This is a genomic window from Photobacterium lipolyticum (assembly GCF_003026475.1).
Classification (GTDB): domain Bacteria; phylum Pseudomonadota; class Gammaproteobacteria; order Enterobacterales; family Vibrionaceae; genus Photobacterium; species Photobacterium lipolyticum.
Genome location: NZ_PYMC01000009.1, coordinates 47,831 through 67,324, shown reverse-complemented (window position 1 = coordinate 67,324; position 19,494 = coordinate 47,831). Strand labels below are relative to the sequence as shown.

The window sequence follows — 19,494 nt, the reverse complement described above, 5'->3', positions numbered from 1 at the left end:
CATCAAAGCAATCTGCATGCTGACTTTTTGAACGAATGGGTGTGGTTAAAAACAATATGTCACCACTATGGATGATAGAGAAACTCAAAACCGCCGAATGCGACCGTGCTTGTTCGGTGGTGTGGAAGGAAGCCTCGAGGCCTCCTTCTACTTGAAAAGCTAACACCGATTAAGTCAAACGCTATTAAGCGTTTAGCGCCTGCTCAAGATCAGCCAGAATATCGTCGATATGCTCGATACCTACAGACAGGCGGATCATTTCAGGGCTAACACCGGCTTCTTGCTGTTCTTGCGGATTCATCTGACGGTGAGTCGTCGAGGCCGGGTGACAAGCCAGTGATTTTGCGTCACCAATGTTAACCAGACGTTTAAAGAGTTGTAGTGCGTCATAGAAGCGAACCCCCGCGTCATACCCCTCTTTCAGGCCAAAAGAAAGGATCGCAGAAGGCTTGCCGCCCATGTATTTCTGTGCCAGCCCATAATGGGCTGAATCTTTCAGGCCGGCATAGTTTACCCAGCTTACCTTGTCGTGCTTTTGCAGGAATTCTGCTACTTTCAGCGCGTTTTCCGTGTGTCTTTCCATACGCAAAGGCAGGGTTTCTAATCCTTGCAGTAATAGGAACGCATTCATCGGTGATAACGCCGCACCGGTATTACGTAATGGCACGGTACGGCAGCGACCAATGAACGCGGCATCACCGAAGGCTTCGGTATAAACCACACCGTGATAAGACGGCTCTGGCTGGTTAAACACCGGAAAACGATCTTTATGTTGTGCCCAGGGGAATTTACCGGAATCGATCACAATTCCACCCAGCGTGGTTCCGTGGCCACCGACGTATTTAGTCAGCGAGTGCACCACAATATCAGCACCGAATTCGATAGGCTTGCATAGCACCGGTGTTGCCACCGTATTATCAACCACTACAGGTACGCCCTGCGCATGCGCCAGATTGGCTATCGTTTCGATATCAACAATATTGCCCGCCGGGTTCCCGATCGTTTCGCAGTAAACCGCCTTGGTGTTTTCATCGATCAGCTCGGCCAGACTTTCAGGCTTATCGTCTTTGGCAAAGCGAACTTCAATGCCCTGCTTTGGCAGCATATGGGCAAACAGCGTGTACGTACCGCCATACAGTTGCGGGGTTGAAACAATGTTGTCACCGGCTTCTGCCAGCGTCAGTATGGCATAGTTAATTGCCGCGCTGCCTGCACTTACAACCAGTCCGGCAATGCCACCTTCCAATGCTGCCATGCGCTGTTCGAGTACATCGTTGGTCGGGTTCATGATACGGGTGTAGATATTGCCAGGAACTTCCAGGTTAAACAGATCGGCACCGTGCTGCGCGCTATCGAACTCGTACGCGACTGTCTGGTAAATCGGTGTGGCGACCGATTTTGTGGTGGGATCGGTTTGATAGCCGTGATGGATTGATAACGTTTCGTCTTTCATCTCTTCTTCCTTGATTAAGTAGACTAACTAGTATTTCTTTGTACCATGAAAAACCAGCTTCGCGCCAATGGCTTTGCCTGCATGAACAAGGTTATTTTGTGCAGAATCGCTAAGCTTACTGGCTAAAGGATAATCGGTTTCAATAAATAGCTTAGTAACAAGGATGTGGAATGAATACTGCGGTTGAATTTCGGATGCATCATCAGATCGCGCACAAATGGTCTGATTGCGATATGCTAGCGACAAAATGACGTTACAGTAGTAATTTATGACAATCGAAGTTACCACCCTGCCTGAAGCTGAGATAACCTGCGCCAACTGCAAGGCTTGCTGTTGCCGGTTAGAAGTTATGCTCATTACCGAGACGGGAGTCCCTGAGCGCTATATTGATATTGATTCGTGGGGCGGAAGGGTCATGGCACGTCTTGATGATGGCTGGTGTGCTGCTTTAGACCGCGATACCTTGATGTGTTCGATTTACGAAAAACGACCGCTGATCTGCCGAGAGTTTGAGATGGGAGAATATGAGTGTATCGCCGAGCGAAACGATAACTTATAAACTCAGAATTAATTAGATTGATGATTTTCATTAATGTTGAAAATCATCAATCTGACTTTTTGTATCGCGTCTTGCACCCCAAAAAGGTGTGAACGCTTAATTTATTGTTAGTTCACCGTCGAGATCAGTCAGGATCATTTTCTGAATATCCAAACCAAGCAGCATCAAAATAAGACACCAATTTAAAAAGGGAATGTTACTTTTTTCTAAATTATCGTTGAAATGGGTGCTGTTCCAATCAAATGATGCTGATAAGTCACTGATTGTTAACCCTGTAAATGCATTGTCACCGACAATTTCTCGCAGTTGATCGGCGGAAGGCGTCACAAATTTATTCGCGGGGCGAAAAGCACTGGCATTGAATGTGCCCAGAATTTTACGGATATCAGCCGGTAACGGCCGACCATGATTCTGAATATTCGGTCTGCCGACTAAAGCCGCTAAGAAGCACCAGCAAGCATACGGGATCGTCGAGATTTCAAACGGCTCTTTCTTATATCTTGCGCTCCAATCGCGGAACTTACGTTCTGGTATTGCCGTTATTTTCACCAATGTCGCTGAGTCATAACCGTATTCACGCAACAAATTTAAAATTTCTGCGACTTCTGAAACGAAAGGCTTCGTCCATACATTGGATGGCGCAAATGTGTTTTCTCTTATCACGGACTAGTCTCTTCTTCAAAAGTGAGTCTACGTAAGTAAGCGTAGTCTCTTAATTGTTTTTTAATCTTTCAGCCACTTTCATTATTTGCACAGCTGTCATGCCAAATAGCGACTTTTTAAGCGAACTGGCCAAATCTGATGATGTCGGCTACTTTGATGAGAGATAATACTGATATACCCAAAGAATGCAAAAAATAGACCCAAAGACTCAACAACACGCTCCCATCCTGCGCAGCGCATGCTTTCGTTTTTATGAAGAGCTCAATGACTTCTTACTCCAAGAGCAGCGCAAGATAATGTTTCAATATGAATTCACTGGAAATCCATCGATTAAAGATACGGTTGAAGCGATTGGGGTGCCCCATACAGAAATTGATTTAATCTTGGTTGGCGGCGAGTCGGTGGGTTTCGATTACCAGATGCAGGGCGGAGAGTATGTCTCTGTTTATCCCGAGTTTGAATCTTTTAATATCACGCCTCTTGTACACCTTCGAGCACCGCCATTAAGGGAAACCAAATTTGTTGTGGATGTTAATTTGGGAAAATTAGCACTGAAGCTCCGGTTACTCGGATTTGATACCCTATATAATAAAGATTTCAGCGATAGCGAAATTGTCAAACGGTCTCTGGATGAAAAACGCATTATTTTGACCCGTGACAAGGGTGTTTTTAAATACAGAGCGGTCACTCATGGCTATTGGGTTCGCAGTGATGATCCCAAAAGGCAGTTAAGAGAAGTGGTTACCCGCTTGCAGTTGGAGAACTGTTTCAGGCCATTTACCCGTTGCTCAAATTGTAATGAGCGATTGCACCCGGTTGATGGTAAAAGATTACAAGGTCGCGTACCTGATGATGTCTTGGTATTTTCTGCTGGTTTTATGGAGTGCCGGGGGTGTAAAAAAATCTATTGGCAAGGGTCCCATTATGACCGCATCTGTAAATGGATTGACAAATTAAAGTCAATTAAATGAGCTTGGTTTAGAGGTTGAATTACCAACTAAGATTGAAATGTGGTATTGAAACCTTACTGAATGCGGCCTGCCGCACTTATTTATTTTAATGAAGGGGTCGTATGATTTTAATTACTGGTGCCAGTAGTGGCTTGGGTGCCGCGCTGGCAAATTTGTATGGTAACGACGGACAAGCGTTGTTACTTACCGGACGCAGTGAGCAACGTCTATCACAGGTGGCGAAAACGATTTCTGGCGACGTTCAGGCAAAAACGGCCGACCTGTGTGATCCGCAGGCTATTTCAACCTTGCTCGATTCGCTGGGACAAGTGCCAGATACCGTGATCCACTGTGCTGGCAGTGGTTATTTTGGCCCCATCGAAGATCAGGCCCCAGAGCTGATTAGTAAACTGATCGCCAACAATGTGACGTCGGCGATTTTTTTACTGCGTGAGTTGGTCAAGCGCTATCGTCATGACAAGGTCAATGTCGTTGTGGTGATGTCAACGGCGGCGCAGGTTGCTAAAGCCGGCGAGTCGACGTACTGCGCAGCCAAATGGGCCGTGCGGGGGTTGATCGAATCTGTTCGTCTGGAGCTGAAAGGTAGCCCGATGAAGCTGATCGCGGTGTATCCCGGTGGAATGGCGACTGATTTCTGGCAAACCAGTGGCAAAGATCTTGATACCTCCGGTTTTATGACCGCAGAGGAAGCGGCTGCAATGCTGAAACAGGCGCTGGTCAGCGCCGAGCACGGTTATGTTTCTGATATTACAATCAATCGCTCTTAGCCGTTAAATTCAAATTGCCAGTGCCCCCCATAATAAAACCTGCAGGGTGATAATGGCGAGAAAGGTTCTGGAGAATGAGGTATCGGGTTAAGGTTTCACCATACGTTTTGAACTTAGATGACAGTCAGTGCATATAATGTAAGAGGCAGAAAGTAATAAAAGCAGGGGCAATGTGATAACGGTATCTTTAGTTAATAGCGGAGTCGTTGCGATTGCCGTGATGATCCATTATGAATTCTTGTATCATCTGACGACTCTTATGCCAAAAATGAAGATTTTGCACCGGTTGAGAATTGTGTTTGGGGTCTTTGGTGCTTTGATCGCTCATACGGTTGAGGTGTGGGTTTTTGCATGGGCGTATTATTTTATGCATCACTCTGAAGGGTGGGGAAATTTAGAAGGAAATTTCGATGGCAGTTTATTAGACTGCCTCTATTTTTCGTTCACGACATTTACGACCTTAGGTTTTGGCGATATAGAGCCGAGCGGGGACTTGAGATATTTAACCGGAGTGGAATCATTAACGGGGTTGGTATTGATCACCTGGACGGCTTCTTTTCTCTATCTTGAAATGCGACGTTACTGGAACTTGAAATAACCAGCCCACTATGAGTCCTCATAAAAATTATTCGTTGGTGTGGGTAATATTCTATTTATTTTCATAGAAATGATAATAACGTCAAATAGCAATTAACCTTTGCATGCTGGTAACAATCAGTTTTGGCTGATGGGAAATGATCTTGTAAGTGCAAAAACTGTCTTAGTTACACTCCAAATATCGCTCATTACCTCATCAGGAATGCTTTTGTTGTGTAATTGAGTAAACTGAGCGCCCTTTTCGAGGCTGGTGTATTGGCCAACCTGATGAGTGCTGCAATTACTGGTGTTATTCTGTCAATGTAATTCTTCAGAATAGCTATTACAGCTATTGTAAGAGCAACTTTGACCATAGTGATAAGGGAGCCGATTTGGCTCCCTTTTTCTAGTTGGTGTTTATCTAAGGTGTTAGCCAGGTAATTACACAAATAGAGGTATATATGAGAGCAGGAAGAAAACCGTCATGCTGATCACGGCTGTTAGCAACACATTTTTCAGTTTCCAGGCAACCAGGGCGGCGACAGTCGCGGCGATTAGGTAAGGGTTGCTGAATGAGAATCCCGGTTCGCCACCGGGCAAGAACACAATCGGAGCCCAGATCGAGGTCAGTACCGCCGGGCTGGAATAGCTCAGTAGTTTCTGAGCCTGAGGGTTCAGCCGAAGCGGCAGTTTTGGTTCCAGAAACAGATAGCGACTGGCAAAAACCAACAGGGTCATAGCGAGAATTGTCAGCCAGATCATCCTTGGTCTCCTTTCGTTTTTTCAACGGCATAGCCGCATACCATGGCAGTGATACTTGCCAGCATTAACCCGCCATCTATGTCATACCACTGGAACAACACAGAGAGCACCATCGCCACGATAACGCTGATCAGAACCGAAAGTCGCTTAATCGTCGGGATCACAATAGCAATGAAAGTGGCTGCAATGGCAAAATCGAGCCCCAATTTATCAATATTGGGTATGTACTGACCCGCAACAATGCCAATCAGAGTCGACAGGTTCCAGCACAGGTAAAACCACAAACCCGTTCCCAGTGCATACCAGCGGTTAAACTGCTTCTGCGATTGATGACCACAAATTGCGAATAATTCATCAGTCAGTAAAAAGCCTAAACCTAAACGCCATCGTAATGGCAGTGGGCTGATTTTATCCCGCATCGTGACGCTGTACAGTAAGTGACGTGAGGTAATAAACAGCGTGGTCAGTAACAAGGTGCCTAGCCCCGCGCCAACCTTAAGCATGCCCATCGCAACCAGCTGGGCAGAGCCTGCGAATACAATGGCTGACAGTGCCTGACCTTCAAGGGGCTTCAGTCCAATATCAATGGCGAACGAACCTGCCAGTAACCCCCACGGGATCACCGCAATACATAAAGGCGTGACGGCCAGTGCACCTTGCCAGAACAAGCTGCGTTTTTCTTGCGCGCTAGATGCGTCAGCGGGGCTGTTAATTGTGTCTGTTTGCATGATCCCTCATTGATGACTTGGCTATAGTTTGTTGTTTTAAATGATGTCCTCTATTTTAGAGTCACAGCTTGTAAGAAGCTTGTATAACCTTGCGGTTCTGATCATGCTACTTGGTTATTTATGCTTTAGCTGGCGGGCAAATTGCCCCGGAGTGATCCCCATGGCTTTTTTGAAATGACGATGAAGGTGACTTTGATCGTGAAACCCAGCTTCTTGTGCGGCATCAGCTACCTTATGACCCCGGCGGATCAGTCTCTTCACCAGATGTAACCGCGCCTGGATCTGGTAGGCATGAGGGGGAAGACCATATGCTTTCTGAAATGCCCGAACCAGATGGAATGGGCTCAGAGCTGCCAGCTGTGCCAGTTCTTGCAATGAGATATCGGCATTGGGAAAGTCGTCAAGAAACGCTTTGACCAGTTTAAGCTGACGCTGACTTTTCGGAGGTTCAGCAGGGGTGACGTGACTGCGGCCATGCTTGCACATAAGCTTAGTCAGTACGCTGTAGACTAAGGTTTCGCGTAGCAATCGATTGGGCGATTTTTCCAGAGTGTCAAATACCAGTCGGAGCTGGCTGACCAGTTCCGGGTCGTAAACCACAGGATCGGGGAAATACGGTGCTCCTGTGATCGGCGATCTGAGTTCGTGACTGATCGCTTCAAACTGTTCTGGTAACGGATACATGGCTTTGTATGACCAGCCACCATCTGTCGCAGAATGGCCATTATGGATCTCATCAGCATTAACCAGAATGATGCTCCCTTCCGGGGCGATATGATTACCGCCAGTGCGGTAAAAACGCTGAGCACCCTGCTCGATAACGCCGACAGTGTAACCTTCATGGCAGTGACGCGAGAAATTCTGATGATGGTATTTGGCATCCAATACCTCTAAACCGCCCAGCTCATCAGCATAGCTGTATTTCGCTTGCTCTTTGGCAGCTTTATTCTTGGCGGGATAGTCATTGCTAGCTTGCTTCTCTGACATGTTCTGTCGCCTGGGCGTTGGTGATCACGGGATATGTTGCGCATTATTGTAGCTCAGGTATAAATTATTTTTTTGTACAAAATTGCGCATTATCTACGTCCTGATGAATGTTGAGAGATTACTATTCACCATTGATATGAAGTTATATGCATTTTGGCGTGCTTTCCGATCACATAGGAAATATTCCTAAGAATATATGAAATGAATGGGGGGTATTTCATATTCTGTTCGCATTCTATTTTTATTCTATTTGTATTGTTTCGATGTAATGTTACCTGCCATTAAACTGTATAGTGTTCTTGTATTATCCCTATCAACATGGATTCAATATTAATCCCCTTAATATCATGGGTTTAAGTTCAACTTAACTCTTTACTTCCGCGTTATTTATGCTGTTCTATTTATTACGTACGAATAAAACACTATTCTTTTTTTTGATTTATCCTATTAAATGTATTTAATGTTCAGTATTATACCAACCAATAAAACACCAGTTTATTAAACTGACAGATATAAAGCATCTTATCTGCCAGACAGATAGTTAAGATCACAGGTTGAAACCATGAGAAAAATAATAACGACGTTTTTGTTTATACTAACCGTTGCACTTGTTGGGTGTGGCGGAGGTGGCGACTCGTCATCGTCCCCAAGTCCATCTCAGCCGATAAAAGCGGCCAAGCAATCTCGTGTACCATTGACTGTGAGTGATGTATATGAGGATTATTCAGCTTCTGCGACAAAGTTGCCAAGTGTTTATAATCGGATGGGAACACTGGCGTTCAGCCTTGTGGAAGGTGAACCTTTGGATGTCGTCTCGGTCGATAAGCAGACGGGGATACTGACGTTTATCAATCCAGGCGATGCACGCATTCAGGTGGTGGATACCAGCTCCGTCTATGAAACATCGACGGCAACGTTTCATGTTCATATTGAACAAGGGGTGAACTATTCACTTTCAGTGGCTCCTAAAAGCATACCTGCGATTGAGCAGACACCCCAGCATATCGTCGCACGCGGTACCAAAGGTGAAGTGACGTATGAGGTTACGGATGGCGCTGAAATTGTTGCTGTGGATCTCTATAGCGGCAGGCTGACGCCTTTAGGCCCCAGCGGCAGAGCGACCATTCAGGTGTCGGATAGTGGCAACCGTCAGTATAAGCCAACCTCGAAAAAGGTTGACGTTGTGGTAACAGCCGTACAACCGGCGGAGTTGGCTTATGCACCTATCACCCGTGAGTATGAAGAGGGGCTGACAGTGGATCCGCAACAGCTCAGTGGTGGCGATCAAGGCACCTTCCGTTATTCACTGGCAGAAGGTTATCAAGATAAGGGTATCGTCAGTGTCGATGAGCGTACTGGCCAGTTGACGGTACATAAAGCAGGCATGGCCAAAATACAGGTCATGAATGCGCTGGATGACAGTTTTACCGTGGATCAGCGTGAAGCCTACTTCGATGTCACCATTGAGGTTGCCAAGCGCACACAACAAATTCAGGTTAGCAACGAGAGTTATGTGTTTTCACCGAATAAAATTATTCAACCAGTGGTGAATTACGTAAAGGGTAATCTGGCTTACGCCGTCGATGAAAGCGATCAGGATGTGATTGATATCGATCCGGCAACAAGACTTCCGCGTATTGTCGGTGTGGGTGATGCATCTTTAACCGTGACAGATGACGGCCATGGCAATTATGAAACCTCTGAAACCACGTTTACCTATAGTGTTACGAAAGCCGCGCATCCGGGGCTGGCTGAGAAGACGATTGAGCTGACTTATTCGGCCGATCCGCTGCAGAACAAAGTAACGCCAGCAATGGCCGGGCAGATGGGGACGCTCTCTTTTTCTCTTGAAGGAAGTAGCGATGTAGTCGCTTTTTCTAGCGGGGTTTTAACCGTCAACAAAGTGGGCAGTGTGGTGCTGACGGCGACCGATTCCGGCGGTGATAACTATTCTGAGGGATCGGCGAAGCTGACGGTGAAGGTTAACCCGGGTATCCATCCTGATTTCATTGTTAAATCGATTAATCAGGTTTATCAATCCGACTTGTGTATAGCGCTGGACGGCGATCTTGTTTCTGGCAACTTTGGCGATCTGAGCGTCTTGCCTCATGCGGGTGCCGATCCGCTAGTGGCAACTTACGATAAGGCGAATAACTGTATCAAGGTGGGCAAAGACGGCAGCACCGTCTTTGATGTCATCAGCGGAGCAAGCGAAAACTACCTGGCTTCGGCAGCGAAGCTTCTGGATGTCACTATTACCAAGGCGAATTCAACCCTTGCCGTTGCCGGGAATGTCCGTGCGGTTTATTCGCCAACAGGCACCCAGTTGGATTCGCCGACAGTGAGCGGGGCGGGTGGAGTACTGACCTATAGCCTGCGTTCGGGTTCACCTACTGATGTCGTCGACGTTGATCCGTTAACGGGCGCGTTGGCAATTAAAAACGCCGGAGCAACAACTGTTGTGGTCACCGATGCCGGCGGTAATGGGGTTAAATCTGGTACAGCAAGCTTTTCTGTCCTTATCGACCGGGCGGAAAACCCGGCTACCGTGACCTACCCGGAAACGGTTTATCAGCCGGGTAAGCAGCTTATACCTGAAATAAAAAATAACGTTACCAGTGTTACGTTCAGTCAGTACGATGAATCGCGAGATCCCGTGAAGCTGCTTGATACGGTAACCGGTAAGGTAGAGATTAAAACCGCCGGTAACTATCATTTTTCGGTGGTTGCAGGTAACACGAGAAACTATAACGAGCATCGATTTACCGTCGAAGGCTCGGTGAAAAAAGCGCCGCATCCGGGGTTAGCCAAGACATTAATAACGGTAGAATATGCGCCGTTGAAAAAGGTTGCATTACAATCACAATTACCGAAGGCTTTAGGAACACGCAGCTACAGCCTTGGTGATGAAAAAACCAAAGCCTATGTCGAGGTTGATCCGAATACCGGTGAGCTGACTTTGCTTGATTACGAAAGCTTGGGTAAAACAACAGCAACGATAGTGGTTTCAGAAGCTGAAAGTGACAATTATCTGGCTATGCCGCCAACCTCGCTCCTTTCTGCTCCGTCGGTTACGATCACGCCGCCGCAACCTGGGCATGCAACCCGGGATGCGACATTAGCGCCAATAGGGTCAATACTGGATAGCAATCTGAACAATGCTCAGTATACAAACCTTAAAGAGACTGAGGTACATTTTGCCGGTGTCGGTAATGTACTGAAGCTAACCGATGATGAGCTGCAAAAGTACGGGCCCGGCGTGAAATTTGTGGTTAGCATGCAGAAGGTTGGTGAGACCGATATTACGAAAAGAAAAGCCGTTATGTTTTTTGCGCTACGCTATGACGGTTGTGCATCGGAGGTCAATATCCTGACGTTGCCAACATTACTTCAAAATAAGCAGTCTATTGAAATGGATGCGCCGGGAGCCTGTGAGTTCGGCACAACAAATCGTTACCTGAAGCTTATTGCCATTGATAACACCCTGACCGCAGGCGACTGGCAGCTGGCGAGTCCGTTTGTGATTTATCGCCGTTCCGATCGGTTCTTCTCACCGGCAAGTTTCGGTGGGACCTATGTCGGTGGCGTACCTGGCGTGACCCCGTCCAACCTGCACGAGTGGGATCGAATTGAATTTAGCATCAGTAAATAATTTGGCACAAAGAAGTGTGTGACGACCTTCTTTAGAAGCTAAAGATAAAAAAATTTAAGTCCCGGCCATCGCGTCGGGATTTTTTGTAAGTATTACGACCCGCCAAATGTTGCTTCTCCATCAATGGGCGAGTTATTCCTTGTATGTCTCAGAGTACTTTTCACCTTTGATTTCCGGCTATTCGACGGTATTGCCGTTACAGCAGGGTTCAGAGCAAACTCCTGGTATAAAGACCTTGCTTTAGCCATCTGGCCAACTCCCCATGTTCTATACTGATAAAAAATGACGACGTGGATTAATGGTTGGAAAATATTTCAAACCCGCATAAAAAAATATTAGACAGGGAGGATTTCCACGCCCTGTTTGATGTGTTGCATGCACTTGATTACAAGATTGTCGGGCCGGTGGTCAAAGATGGCGCGATTGCCTTTGATCGTGTCACTTCTCCCCGTCAGCTTGCCGCCGGCGTGATTGATGAGCAATTTCCCGGCAGCTACCAGCTGACAGCAAGTCATTCACCGCGCTATTTTGACTGGAATACCGGCCCTCAGGCGATAAAGCCATTTCTTTTCAAGCCTCGTCAGGCACTATGGACTTGTGATGTCGATGACCACAACCTGGTTTTTAATCCATGTACTGTTGAAGTCGAAAAGCAGGCTTTTATTGGTGTAAGGGCCTGTGATTTAGCTGCGCTGGCTCTCCAGGACAAACACTTTTTGCAAGGCGCCTATCAGGACGAATTTTACCAGGCACAACGAAAACAGATGTTGATCGTGGCGGTCAATTGCAGCCGGAGCGGCAATCAGTGCTTTTGTGTTTCGACCGGAGACGGCCCCGAGGCCAGCTTTTATTACGACATTGTGCTCGATGAGCTCGATGAAGGTTTTTTGCTTGATGGCGGCAGTGAAAAAGGCCAGCAAGTGATGGCGCAGCTTCCGCTGACATCTGCCACTCCTGCTCAGCAGGGCAAAGCCGAACAGCAAGTGAAATCAGCGGCAGAGGCCCAGAAAAAAAAGATGCCGAGAAAATCCCAGCTGGCCGGTTTGGTTAAGGTTCTGGACAGCGATCGTTGGCTGGCGGTGGCCGAGCGCTGTTTGGCTTGTGGTAACTGTACCTTGGTTTGTCCTACGTGTTTTTGCAGTAAACAGGAGTCAGAGAGCGACATCTGCCTGGCGAGTGCTTCGCAAGTCAGGCTATGGGACTCCTGTTTCAGCGAGGATCACAGCTATATTTTTGGCAAAACGGTTCGTCCGACAATTGCCTCACGCTATAAGCAATGGCTGATCCACAAGCTGGTGGTCTGGCAACAGCAATACGGGCGTTCAGGATGTGTCGGCTGCGGCCGCTGTGTCACCTGGTGCCCGGTTGCCATTGATTTGGTCGCAGAAGCGCAGTTATTGGTTAACGAAGCCAATGGAAGCGAAGGCAAAAATAATAACGGAGGACACGGATGACCAAAGCGATGCCCATACCGGCCACCCTGATAAACATGACAGAAGAAATCCCCGGCATTGTGACGTTGTCACTGAAGCTTGAGGCGGATGCCCCGTTTGAGTGCCATTACGGCCAGTTCAACATGCTGTATCTGTTCGGCGTCGGCGAGGTGGCCATTTCAATTATGGGGTGGAAGGAGGGTGTGCTGCTGCATACCGTCCGTGCCGTCGGGCGAGTGACGCAGGCACTTACGGCCATTAAGGTCGGGCAGCAAATTGGTCTTCGGGGTCCCTTCGGAAATGGCTGGCCGCTGACGGAAGCCATTGCCAAAGATTTGGTGTTTATTACTGCCGGGCTGGGGTGTGCCCCTGCCGTTGCGGCGATAAACCATGCGATCACGCATCGTCAGAATTATCGTAAGATCGTGATCCTGCAAGGGGTGAAACATCGTCAGGATTTGTTGTGGAAACAACAGTATGACACCTGGCGTGATCATCATAACTGCCAGGTATTGCTGGCTGCCAGCGAGGAGAAAAAAGGCAAGATGCACTGGCAGCTGGGCTTGGTTACCGAGCTGCTTAACAATGCGGATTTTGATATCGACAACTGTGTCGTCATGATGTGCGGTCCTGAAATTATGATGAAGGCGGCGATCAAGCAACTCGCCGAGCTTGGTGTTGCCGATGATGCTTATTATTTAAGCATGGAACGTAACTTTCAATGCGGTCAGGGATTTTGCGGACACTGTCAGATTGGCCCGTATTTTGTCTGTAAGGACGGGCCGGTATTTCATTTTCCAGCCATCAAGCCCTGGTTTGGACTGAGCGGATTTTGATATGTCAAAGTTGACGGTTGCCATTCATAAACTGACTTCCTGCTCCGGTTGCCAGCTGGCCTTTCTCAATCAGGGGGAGGGGCTATTAAGTTTGCTCGAGCGGGCCGAGATCCTTCATTTCATTGAAGGGGGGATTTATAACCCGGAGTGTCCGGTCGACATCGCCTTTGTCGAAGGCAGTATATCGACGCCCCATGATCTGGAGCGGGTAAAAGCGATCCGAAGTCGCAGTAAGCTTGTGGTTACTATCGGCGCTTGTGCGACTTCAGGCGGGGTGCAGGCCCTGCGCAACTTTTCGCAGTTGTATGGCAAGGCGTCTTCAATGAAATTGCAGGTCTATGCCCGGCCCGATTTTATTGAAACACTGGATAATTCTGAACCTGTCGCCAGCGCAATCAACGTTGATTATGAATTGTGGGGCTGTCCGGTTTCAGCGGCGCAGGTTAATCGATTTTTGGTCCAGTTGCTGCTCGGAACAAAAGCCAAAGCGGAGAAAGAAAAGCTCTGCATGCAGTGCAAGCGACAACAGATTGTTTGTGTGCTGGTCACCAAGCAGGCACCCTGCCTCGGCCCCACCACGCGTACCGGATGCGGGGCAATGTGTCCTGCTTACGGCAAAGCTTGCTACAGCTGCTACGGACCTTCAGAGCAGCCCAATTGCCGCAGTCTTGCCAATCGACTGAAGGGGATTGGGCTGGTGGATTGGGAGGTGGTAAACCGTTTTGCGCAAATTCATTGCCATTCCCCTGAATACCGTAAAGAGATCGAGTATTGGGCACCGGACAGCAAAAAATAATAAGGAGCGGATATGGCCAGGCGGAAAATCAGAATCAAGGTGCCTTTTATTACCCGCGTCGAGGGGGAAGCATCACTGGAATTTGATGCCGATGATGATCAGATAGATCGGTTGCATTTGAAGATCTTTGAGCCGCCCCGTTTATTTGAACAATTCTTGATAGGAAAAAATTATATTGATGCCCCCGAATTGAGTGCCCGTATTTGCGGGATCTGCCCCATGGCCTATCAGCTGACGTCAATTTTGGCCTTTGAGAAATTATTTCAGGTAGAGATCCCCGAACCTATCGCACAGTTAAGGCGGGTGATGAATCTGGGGGAGTGGATTCAAAGCCATGCCCTGCATATTCACTTTCTCGCCTTGCCGGATTTCTTCGGTTTTGACAATGCGCTTGAGATGGCAAAGCATCATCCCGATGCCTTTAAGCGCGGAGTCAGGATCCAGGCACTCGGCAACGATGTTATGGCACTGCTCGGTGGCCGCAGTGTTCATCCGATCGGGTTAAAAGTCGGTGGCTTTGAACGCTTGCTTGCTCATGATGAACTCAATGCACTTAAATCAAAGGCGGAAGATACCCGCCAGCTGGCGCATGAGCTGGTTGTTTTCTGCGCTTCGCTGAAGCGTCCAGATTATTCATACGGTTTTGATTATGTGAGCTTAAAGTCAGATAACTGCTACCCCATCAATGGGGGCAGGATTGCCAGCGCTTCGGATCTGATCATTGATGTCGAAGATTATCAGGATTATTTCAAGGAGCATCAGGAGCCTCATTCGACGGCACTTTATTCGATGTTGAATGGACAGGATTATCTGGTGGGGCCGCTGGCACGGTTTAATAACAATTTTGCTCAGCTAGACGATGAAACCCGGCAGTTGGCGGTACAGGTGGGTCTGGACGGGGCGAGCCTGAATATGTTTGACAGTATTGTGATCCGGGCACTTGAACTTCACTATGCCATCAATGAAATCTGCCGCCTCCTCGATAGCCTCTATTTGCCCGACGAGCCGAGCGTGGTCGTCACGCCAAGGGCCGGGGATTGCTGCCATGCAACCGAAGCGCCCAGGGGCCTGATTTATCATCGTTATAAGCTCGATGAAAAAGGCAGGATAATAAACTGCACCATAATACCGCCAACAAGTCAGAACCAGGCCCGGATCGAGCAGGATCTAAAACACTCGGTACAGGTATACGGACTTGAACATAGTGATGAAGAGCTGAAGCTGTTCTGTGAACAGGTGATCCGCAACTATGATCCCTGTATTTCCTGCTCGACTCATTTCCTGAAACTGAAAGTCAACAGAGTCTGATACAGAGCAAATTCAGTTATGCTCACCGGCAACAGGATTTGGGGATATTACATGCGCGGTAAAACGGAATAAGATGATCAATATCATTTGCTTTGGCAACCAACTTTGCAGTGATGACGGTGTGGGTTATGCGGTATTTGAACTGTTACAAACAGAACTGGCCTCCAGGCCTGCAGACGAGTCACGCATTCAACTGTTTTACGCTGCTAACTCCGGACAGCGGGCATTGCCTCTTTTTTTCAATTGCACCCATACCATTGTGGTTGATGCGCTTGAAAGTCAGTCATTCGGACGTCCAGGCAAGCTTTACTGCTTTGATGGGGATGATCTAGCGTCAATGACTGGCACAGACAGAGAAACGCATGTCAGCAGCCACATGATGGCATTGCCGCAAATCTGGCAGTTGATAAATACGCTGATGGATACGCCGCCTGAAATGACCGTTTTTGCGATAGAAGTGGCTGACGTAACAACGTTTAATCAGGCCATCAGCGGCAAGGTCGCCAAAGCGGTTCCGAAAGTTGCTCGCCGGATAATCCAATTCTGCGACCGATTGCCAATGACCGAGTGATAATATTGCATTCTGTTTACCTAAAATTTTAATTCTTTGATCTGCTATGCAAATAGGTGTTTATAAAATCAATAAAATACATTGATGAGGTCGATGTCTCGTTAAGACTTATATTCAAGTGAATCCCTCACCTTGAAGCCACTTGGGTATATACAGTCAATGCTGTTGTTGGCTTGAGCATATTCTATGGAAGCATTAGAAAAAAAATCATGAAATTACGATTAGCGACAGAAAAGGATTTAGACGAAATCTGCCATCTATCACAGCAGATCAATACACAGCATTACCATGGCGCGCCCCAGGTTTTTGCTGCGCCAAAAAGCATTCACAGAGACAGATCATACTGGCGCGATAACTTTAATGCAGAAGGGGCCGTGTTCATCGTGGCTGAAATCGACGATAAGGTTGTCGGTATTATCCTTGCGTTTATTACTGAAAACACGACAGTCAGCTTCATACAAAAAAAGAAACTGTGCCGGATAAAAACTATCGTCGTGTCAGAGCGTTTTCAAGGTCAGGGCATTGGTAAAAAATTAATGGAGGCTGTCGAACTGTGGTCAATCGGCGAAGGTGTTGATGAAGTCCGGCTGGAAGTCATGGAATTTAATGACAAAGCACAAGAGTTCTACGACTCCATTGGCTTTCGAACCCAGTCGCGGATATTATCAAAATCGATCTGATGCGGAATAAAAAATCAGTCTCAACCACTGGATTGAGACTGATTAGGAAATACCCCATGATCATTCAAGTCAGCTTAAATGATCAACATAACAATGGGGTAACGGTTAATCATTATCGGTATAAAGCCCGTTCGGTGTTTAAGCCCTTAATCAGGCTGACGCACATCAACAACAGAACAAAGGTGAATGGCAGGGCTGTCGCCACCACGCCAGACTGTAATGCCTGAAGTGCTTCTTTACCGCCAATCCAAAGCATGACTGCTGCGATGGCACCCTCTACCGTTGCCCAGAAAATTCGCTGCGGAATTGGTGCATCCACCTTACCACCAGCCGTGATACTGTCGATCACCAGTGAGCCTGAATCCGACGAGGTGATGAAGAAGATTAATACCAACACAATCGAAAGGACAGAAATTACAGAGCCAAACGGTAAGGCATCGTATACGTGGAACAAAGAGAGTGAGATATCACTCAAACCATTCGCACCCAGCTCACCGACTTTATTGGCCACCTGATCAAGAGCGATACCGCCGAAAACCGACATCCAAATTATGGTCATTAGCGTTGGAATAAAGGTCACTGCAAACAGGAATTCGCGTACGGTACGGCCTTTAGAGATACGGGCAATAAACATACCTACAAATGGTGACCATGAAATCCACCACGCCCAATAGAACACTGTCCAGCCGTGCATCCATGTCGTGTCGTCACGACCATGTGGGTTGCTCAGGCCAATGATATTTTCCACGTAAGCCATGAATGTTTCTGGAATCGAATTCATCACAACATCAAAGCCGACGTAAGTAACGAACATCAGCAGGGCTAATGCAAACAACATATTGATGTTACTCAGCACCTTAACGCCGCCATCGATACCACGAACAACAGATAAAATGGCAATAAAAGTTACGAACGCAATGACGACAAGCTGCATACCAATGCCGCCATCGGTACCAAATACGTGGTTGATACCGCTGGTGGCTTGTTGAGCGCCCAGACCAAGAGAAGTTGCCAAACCAAACAGGGTTGCCAGTACCGCCATAATATCGACGACATGACCAAGCCAGCCCCAGGCTCTATCGCCAAAGATCGGGTAGAACACAGAACGCATCGACAGCGGTAGCCCCTTGTTAAAGGCAAAAAAAGCTAGCGCGAGTGCGACAATCGCATAGATAGACCAGCCGTGGATACCCCAGTGGAAGATAGTCGCTCCCATGGCGAGTGATTTTGCTTCTGCCGTGTACGGCTCGACGTTAAACGGCGTGCCCCACCAGTCAGTAAAGTAAGCCGTAGGTTCAGCTACGCCCCAAAACAGAAGGCCGATCCCCATACCTGCAGCAAAGAGCATCGCCAGCCATGAGGCAGTAGAGTGCTCTGGTGCGGTATCTTTGCCGCCAATACGGATCTTACCGAACGGTGACAGCATCAATACCAAAGTGAAGAGCACGAAAAAGTTGGTTGACCACATGAAGAAGACGTCAAAATCTTCAATGATGCTGTTCTTAAGGTTGTTTAGCGCTTCTTTAGCGGTATTGGGATCGACGATTAGCAGCGTTGAAAGGAACAGAAGAATAAGGCCTGCGCTGATTCCGAATACGGAGTTATGAATATCAAAACCCCACTTTTGAATGTTGTCCTGACCAACCTGATAATCGGTTGTTTCGATACTGTATTTCTTTAATATGTTATCCATAAATGATATTCAAACGTTTCGTTTTTGATCCTTTTTTATGAAAAAAGTAAAAGTGGAATGACCCTTAGAAATAAAGATAATTAGACCACTAAATATAAATCTGGCGAAATATTAACAAATACGGCATTAAAATTCAAATCAAGCTGGTTTGTACAGGTTTTTCTGCCGGGTTGGCGGTGTTTTGTTGTGGCTTTATGTTACGTGTTCTAAACGTTTATTGGCGGGGTGAGTTAGGTCTGAAATACTGACAGCGGTTTCGATTTAAGTGTTGAGCAATAATTACTTAAATTAGAGTGCTACCAGCGCATTGAAAGTGTTTACCCGTCGAAGGGGGCCTATGCTTTATATCAGCCCCCTTGCATGGAGAACGTCACAATGTTTGGTTTTATCAGCAAAAATATTATTACCGGGCTTGTGACAATATTGCCTGTTGTACTCACTCTCTACCTCCTCTACTGGTTTGCTGTATCAGTAGAGTCAATATTAGGAGGTCTAATTCAAGCACTCCTCCCGGGTGAATGGTACTGGCCGGGCATGGGGCTTGCTGCCGGACTGCTGGTCTTTTTTACCGCCGGACTGATGATGAATGCCTACCTGGTGCAGCGCCTGTTCGCCAAAAGTGAACAGGTTTTCTACCATATGCCGTTAGCCCGAACCTTATATCCTGCTCTCCGCGACTTTTTTGACTACTTCTCACCAACGACCCGCAAGGAATTTGAACAGGTTGTCGCCGTGACTTTGGGGGAAACCGGGATGCAAGTGATAGGTTTTGTTACCCAACCGCTCCCAGAACGAATGCCGGAGTCTTTTCGCGATGAGGACAGTGTCTTAGTTTATCTTCCCTTAAGCTATATGATAGGTGGCTACGCAGTGCTAATCCCCCGCAGCGCAGTACGTCCCCTTGATATGAAAATTGAAGAAGCGATGCGGTTTAGCTTAACCGCCGGGATGGCCGGAACCACCTCTAAGACCAGCCCCCCAGATCATAAGGATGATTAACTTGGGTATATCTCATTTTGCCTGTTGTTCTTGGCTAAGCGATGGGGGGATAAAATTTGT

18 protein-coding genes are annotated in these 19,494 nt (G+C 47.4%); 12 read left to right on the top strand and 6 right to left on the bottom strand.

Going from position 1 to position 19,494, the window contains the following annotated elements; genetic code table 11:
- Positions 1–184 precede the first annotated feature (184 nt).
- Positions 185–1,453: an O-acetylhomoserine aminocarboxypropyltransferase/cysteine synthase family protein gene (locus tag C9I89_RS13585; RefSeq protein ID WP_107283877.1), complete on the bottom strand. Its 1,269-nt coding sequence runs from the start codon at positions 1,451–1,453 to the stop codon at positions 185–187.
- A 268-nt stretch (positions 1,454–1,721) separates the two neighbouring features.
- Here C9I89_RS13585 and C9I89_RS13575 point away from each other — a divergent pair, with 268 nt between their 5' ends.
- Positions 1,722–2,012: a YkgJ family cysteine cluster protein gene (locus tag C9I89_RS13575; RefSeq protein ID WP_107283875.1), complete on the top strand. Its 291-nt coding sequence runs from the start codon at positions 1,722–1,724 to the stop codon at positions 2,010–2,012.
- Positions 2,013–2,108: 96 nt separating this feature from the next.
- Here the strand turns inward: C9I89_RS13575 and C9I89_RS13570 are convergent, their stop codons facing one another.
- Positions 2,109–2,675 carry a hypothetical protein gene (locus C9I89_RS13570; RefSeq protein WP_107283874.1) on the bottom strand — a complete coding sequence of 189 codons (567 nt, stop codon included), beginning with the start codon at positions 2,673–2,675 and terminating at the stop codon, positions 2,109–2,111.
- 185 nt (positions 2,676–2,860) lie between these two features.
- Here C9I89_RS13570 and C9I89_RS13565 point away from each other — a divergent pair, with 185 nt between their 5' ends.
- From C9I89_RS13565 to C9I89_RS13555, 3 genes are all read left to right on the top strand, one after another.
- A complete protein-coding gene (locus C9I89_RS13565) occupies positions 2,861–3,646 on the top strand; it encodes a Mut7-C RNAse domain-containing protein (protein ID WP_107283873.1) in 786 nt (261 codons plus the stop codon).
- Positions 3,647–3,747: 101 nt separating this feature from the next.
- Positions 3,748–4,413, top strand: coding sequence for an SDR family NAD(P)-dependent oxidoreductase (locus tag C9I89_RS13560; RefSeq protein ID WP_107283872.1), 666 nt, complete (start codon positions 3,748–3,750; stop codon positions 4,411–4,413).
- A 172-nt stretch (positions 4,414–4,585) separates the two neighbouring features.
- Entirely contained in the window at positions 4,586–5,011 is a 426-nt protein-coding gene (locus tag C9I89_RS13555; protein ID WP_211315251.1) for a potassium channel family protein, read from the top strand.
- Positions 5,012–5,430: 419 nt separating this feature from the next.
- Here C9I89_RS13555 and C9I89_RS13550 read toward each other — a convergent pair whose 3' ends face one another.
- The 3 genes from C9I89_RS13550 to C9I89_RS13540 form a co-directional block, all read right to left on the bottom strand.
- Positions 5,431–5,751 carry an AzlD domain-containing protein gene (locus C9I89_RS13550; RefSeq protein WP_107283871.1) on the bottom strand — a complete coding sequence of 107 codons (321 nt, stop codon included), beginning with the start codon at positions 5,749–5,751 and terminating at the stop codon, positions 5,431–5,433.
- Positions 5,748–6,479: an AzlC family ABC transporter permease gene (locus C9I89_RS13545; RefSeq protein WP_107283870.1), complete on the bottom strand. Its 732-nt coding sequence runs from the start codon at positions 6,477–6,479 to the stop codon at positions 5,748–5,750. The genes C9I89_RS13550 and C9I89_RS13545 overlap by 4 nt, the downstream gene beginning before the upstream one ends.
- A gap of 114 nt (positions 6,480–6,593) precedes the next feature.
- Positions 6,594–7,466, bottom strand: coding sequence for an AraC family transcriptional regulator (locus C9I89_RS13540; protein ID WP_107283869.1), 873 nt, complete (start codon positions 7,464–7,466; stop codon positions 6,594–6,596).
- A gap of 562 nt (positions 7,467–8,028) precedes the next feature.
- Here C9I89_RS13540 and C9I89_RS13535 point away from each other — a divergent pair.
- The 7 genes from C9I89_RS13535 to C9I89_RS13505 all read left to right on the top strand — a co-directional run bounded on the left by C9I89_RS13535 (position 8,029) and on the right by C9I89_RS13505 (position 16,742).
- A complete protein-coding gene (locus C9I89_RS13535) occupies positions 8,029–11,118 on the top strand; it encodes a cadherin repeat domain-containing protein (protein WP_146155068.1) in 3,090 nt (1,029 codons plus the stop codon).
- Positions 11,119–11,420: 302 nt separating this feature from the next.
- Positions 11,421–12,572, top strand: a complete 1,152-nt coding sequence (locus tag C9I89_RS13530; protein ID WP_107283867.1) for a 4Fe-4S dicluster domain-containing protein — start codon at positions 11,421–11,423, stop codon at positions 12,570–12,572.
- A gap of 35 nt (positions 12,573–12,607) precedes the next feature.
- Complete coding sequence (locus C9I89_RS13525) at positions 12,608–13,387, top strand: FAD/NAD(P)-binding protein (protein ID WP_211315250.1); 780 nt, start codon at positions 12,608–12,610, stop codon at positions 13,385–13,387.
- Position 13,388: 1 nt separating this feature from the next.
- Positions 13,389–14,183 (top strand): NADH-quinone oxidoreductase subunit B family protein, encoded by a 795-nt coding sequence (locus tag C9I89_RS13520; protein ID WP_107283865.1) that lies wholly within the window; start codon positions 13,389–13,391, stop codon positions 14,181–14,183.
- A 12-nt stretch (positions 14,184–14,195) separates the two neighbouring features.
- Entirely contained in the window at positions 14,196–15,491 is a 1,296-nt protein-coding gene (locus tag C9I89_RS13515; protein WP_107283864.1) for a Ni/Fe hydrogenase subunit alpha, read from the top strand.
- A gap of 73 nt (positions 15,492–15,564) precedes the next feature.
- Entirely contained in the window at positions 15,565–16,062 is a 498-nt protein-coding gene (locus C9I89_RS13510) for a hydrogenase maturation protease (protein WP_107283863.1), read from the top strand.
- Between the two features lie 209 nt (positions 16,063–16,271).
- Positions 16,272–16,742, top strand: coding sequence for a GNAT family N-acetyltransferase (locus tag C9I89_RS13505; RefSeq protein ID WP_107283862.1), 471 nt, complete (start codon positions 16,272–16,274; stop codon positions 16,740–16,742).
- Positions 16,743–16,854: 112 nt separating this feature from the next.
- On the opposite strand, the gene C9I89_RS13500 is transcribed toward C9I89_RS13505, so the two are convergent.
- On the bottom strand, positions 16,855–18,435 hold the full coding sequence (locus tag C9I89_RS13500) for a BCCT family transporter (RefSeq protein ID WP_107283861.1): 1,581 nt from the start codon (positions 18,433–18,435) through the stop codon (positions 16,855–16,857).
- A 375-nt stretch (positions 18,436–18,810) separates the two neighbouring features.
- Here C9I89_RS13500 and C9I89_RS13495 point away from each other — a divergent pair, with 375 nt between their 5' ends.
- Positions 18,811–19,434, top strand: a complete 624-nt coding sequence (locus C9I89_RS13495; protein ID WP_107283860.1) for a DUF502 domain-containing protein — start codon at positions 18,811–18,813, stop codon at positions 19,432–19,434.
- Positions 19,435–19,494: the final 60 nt, after the last annotated feature.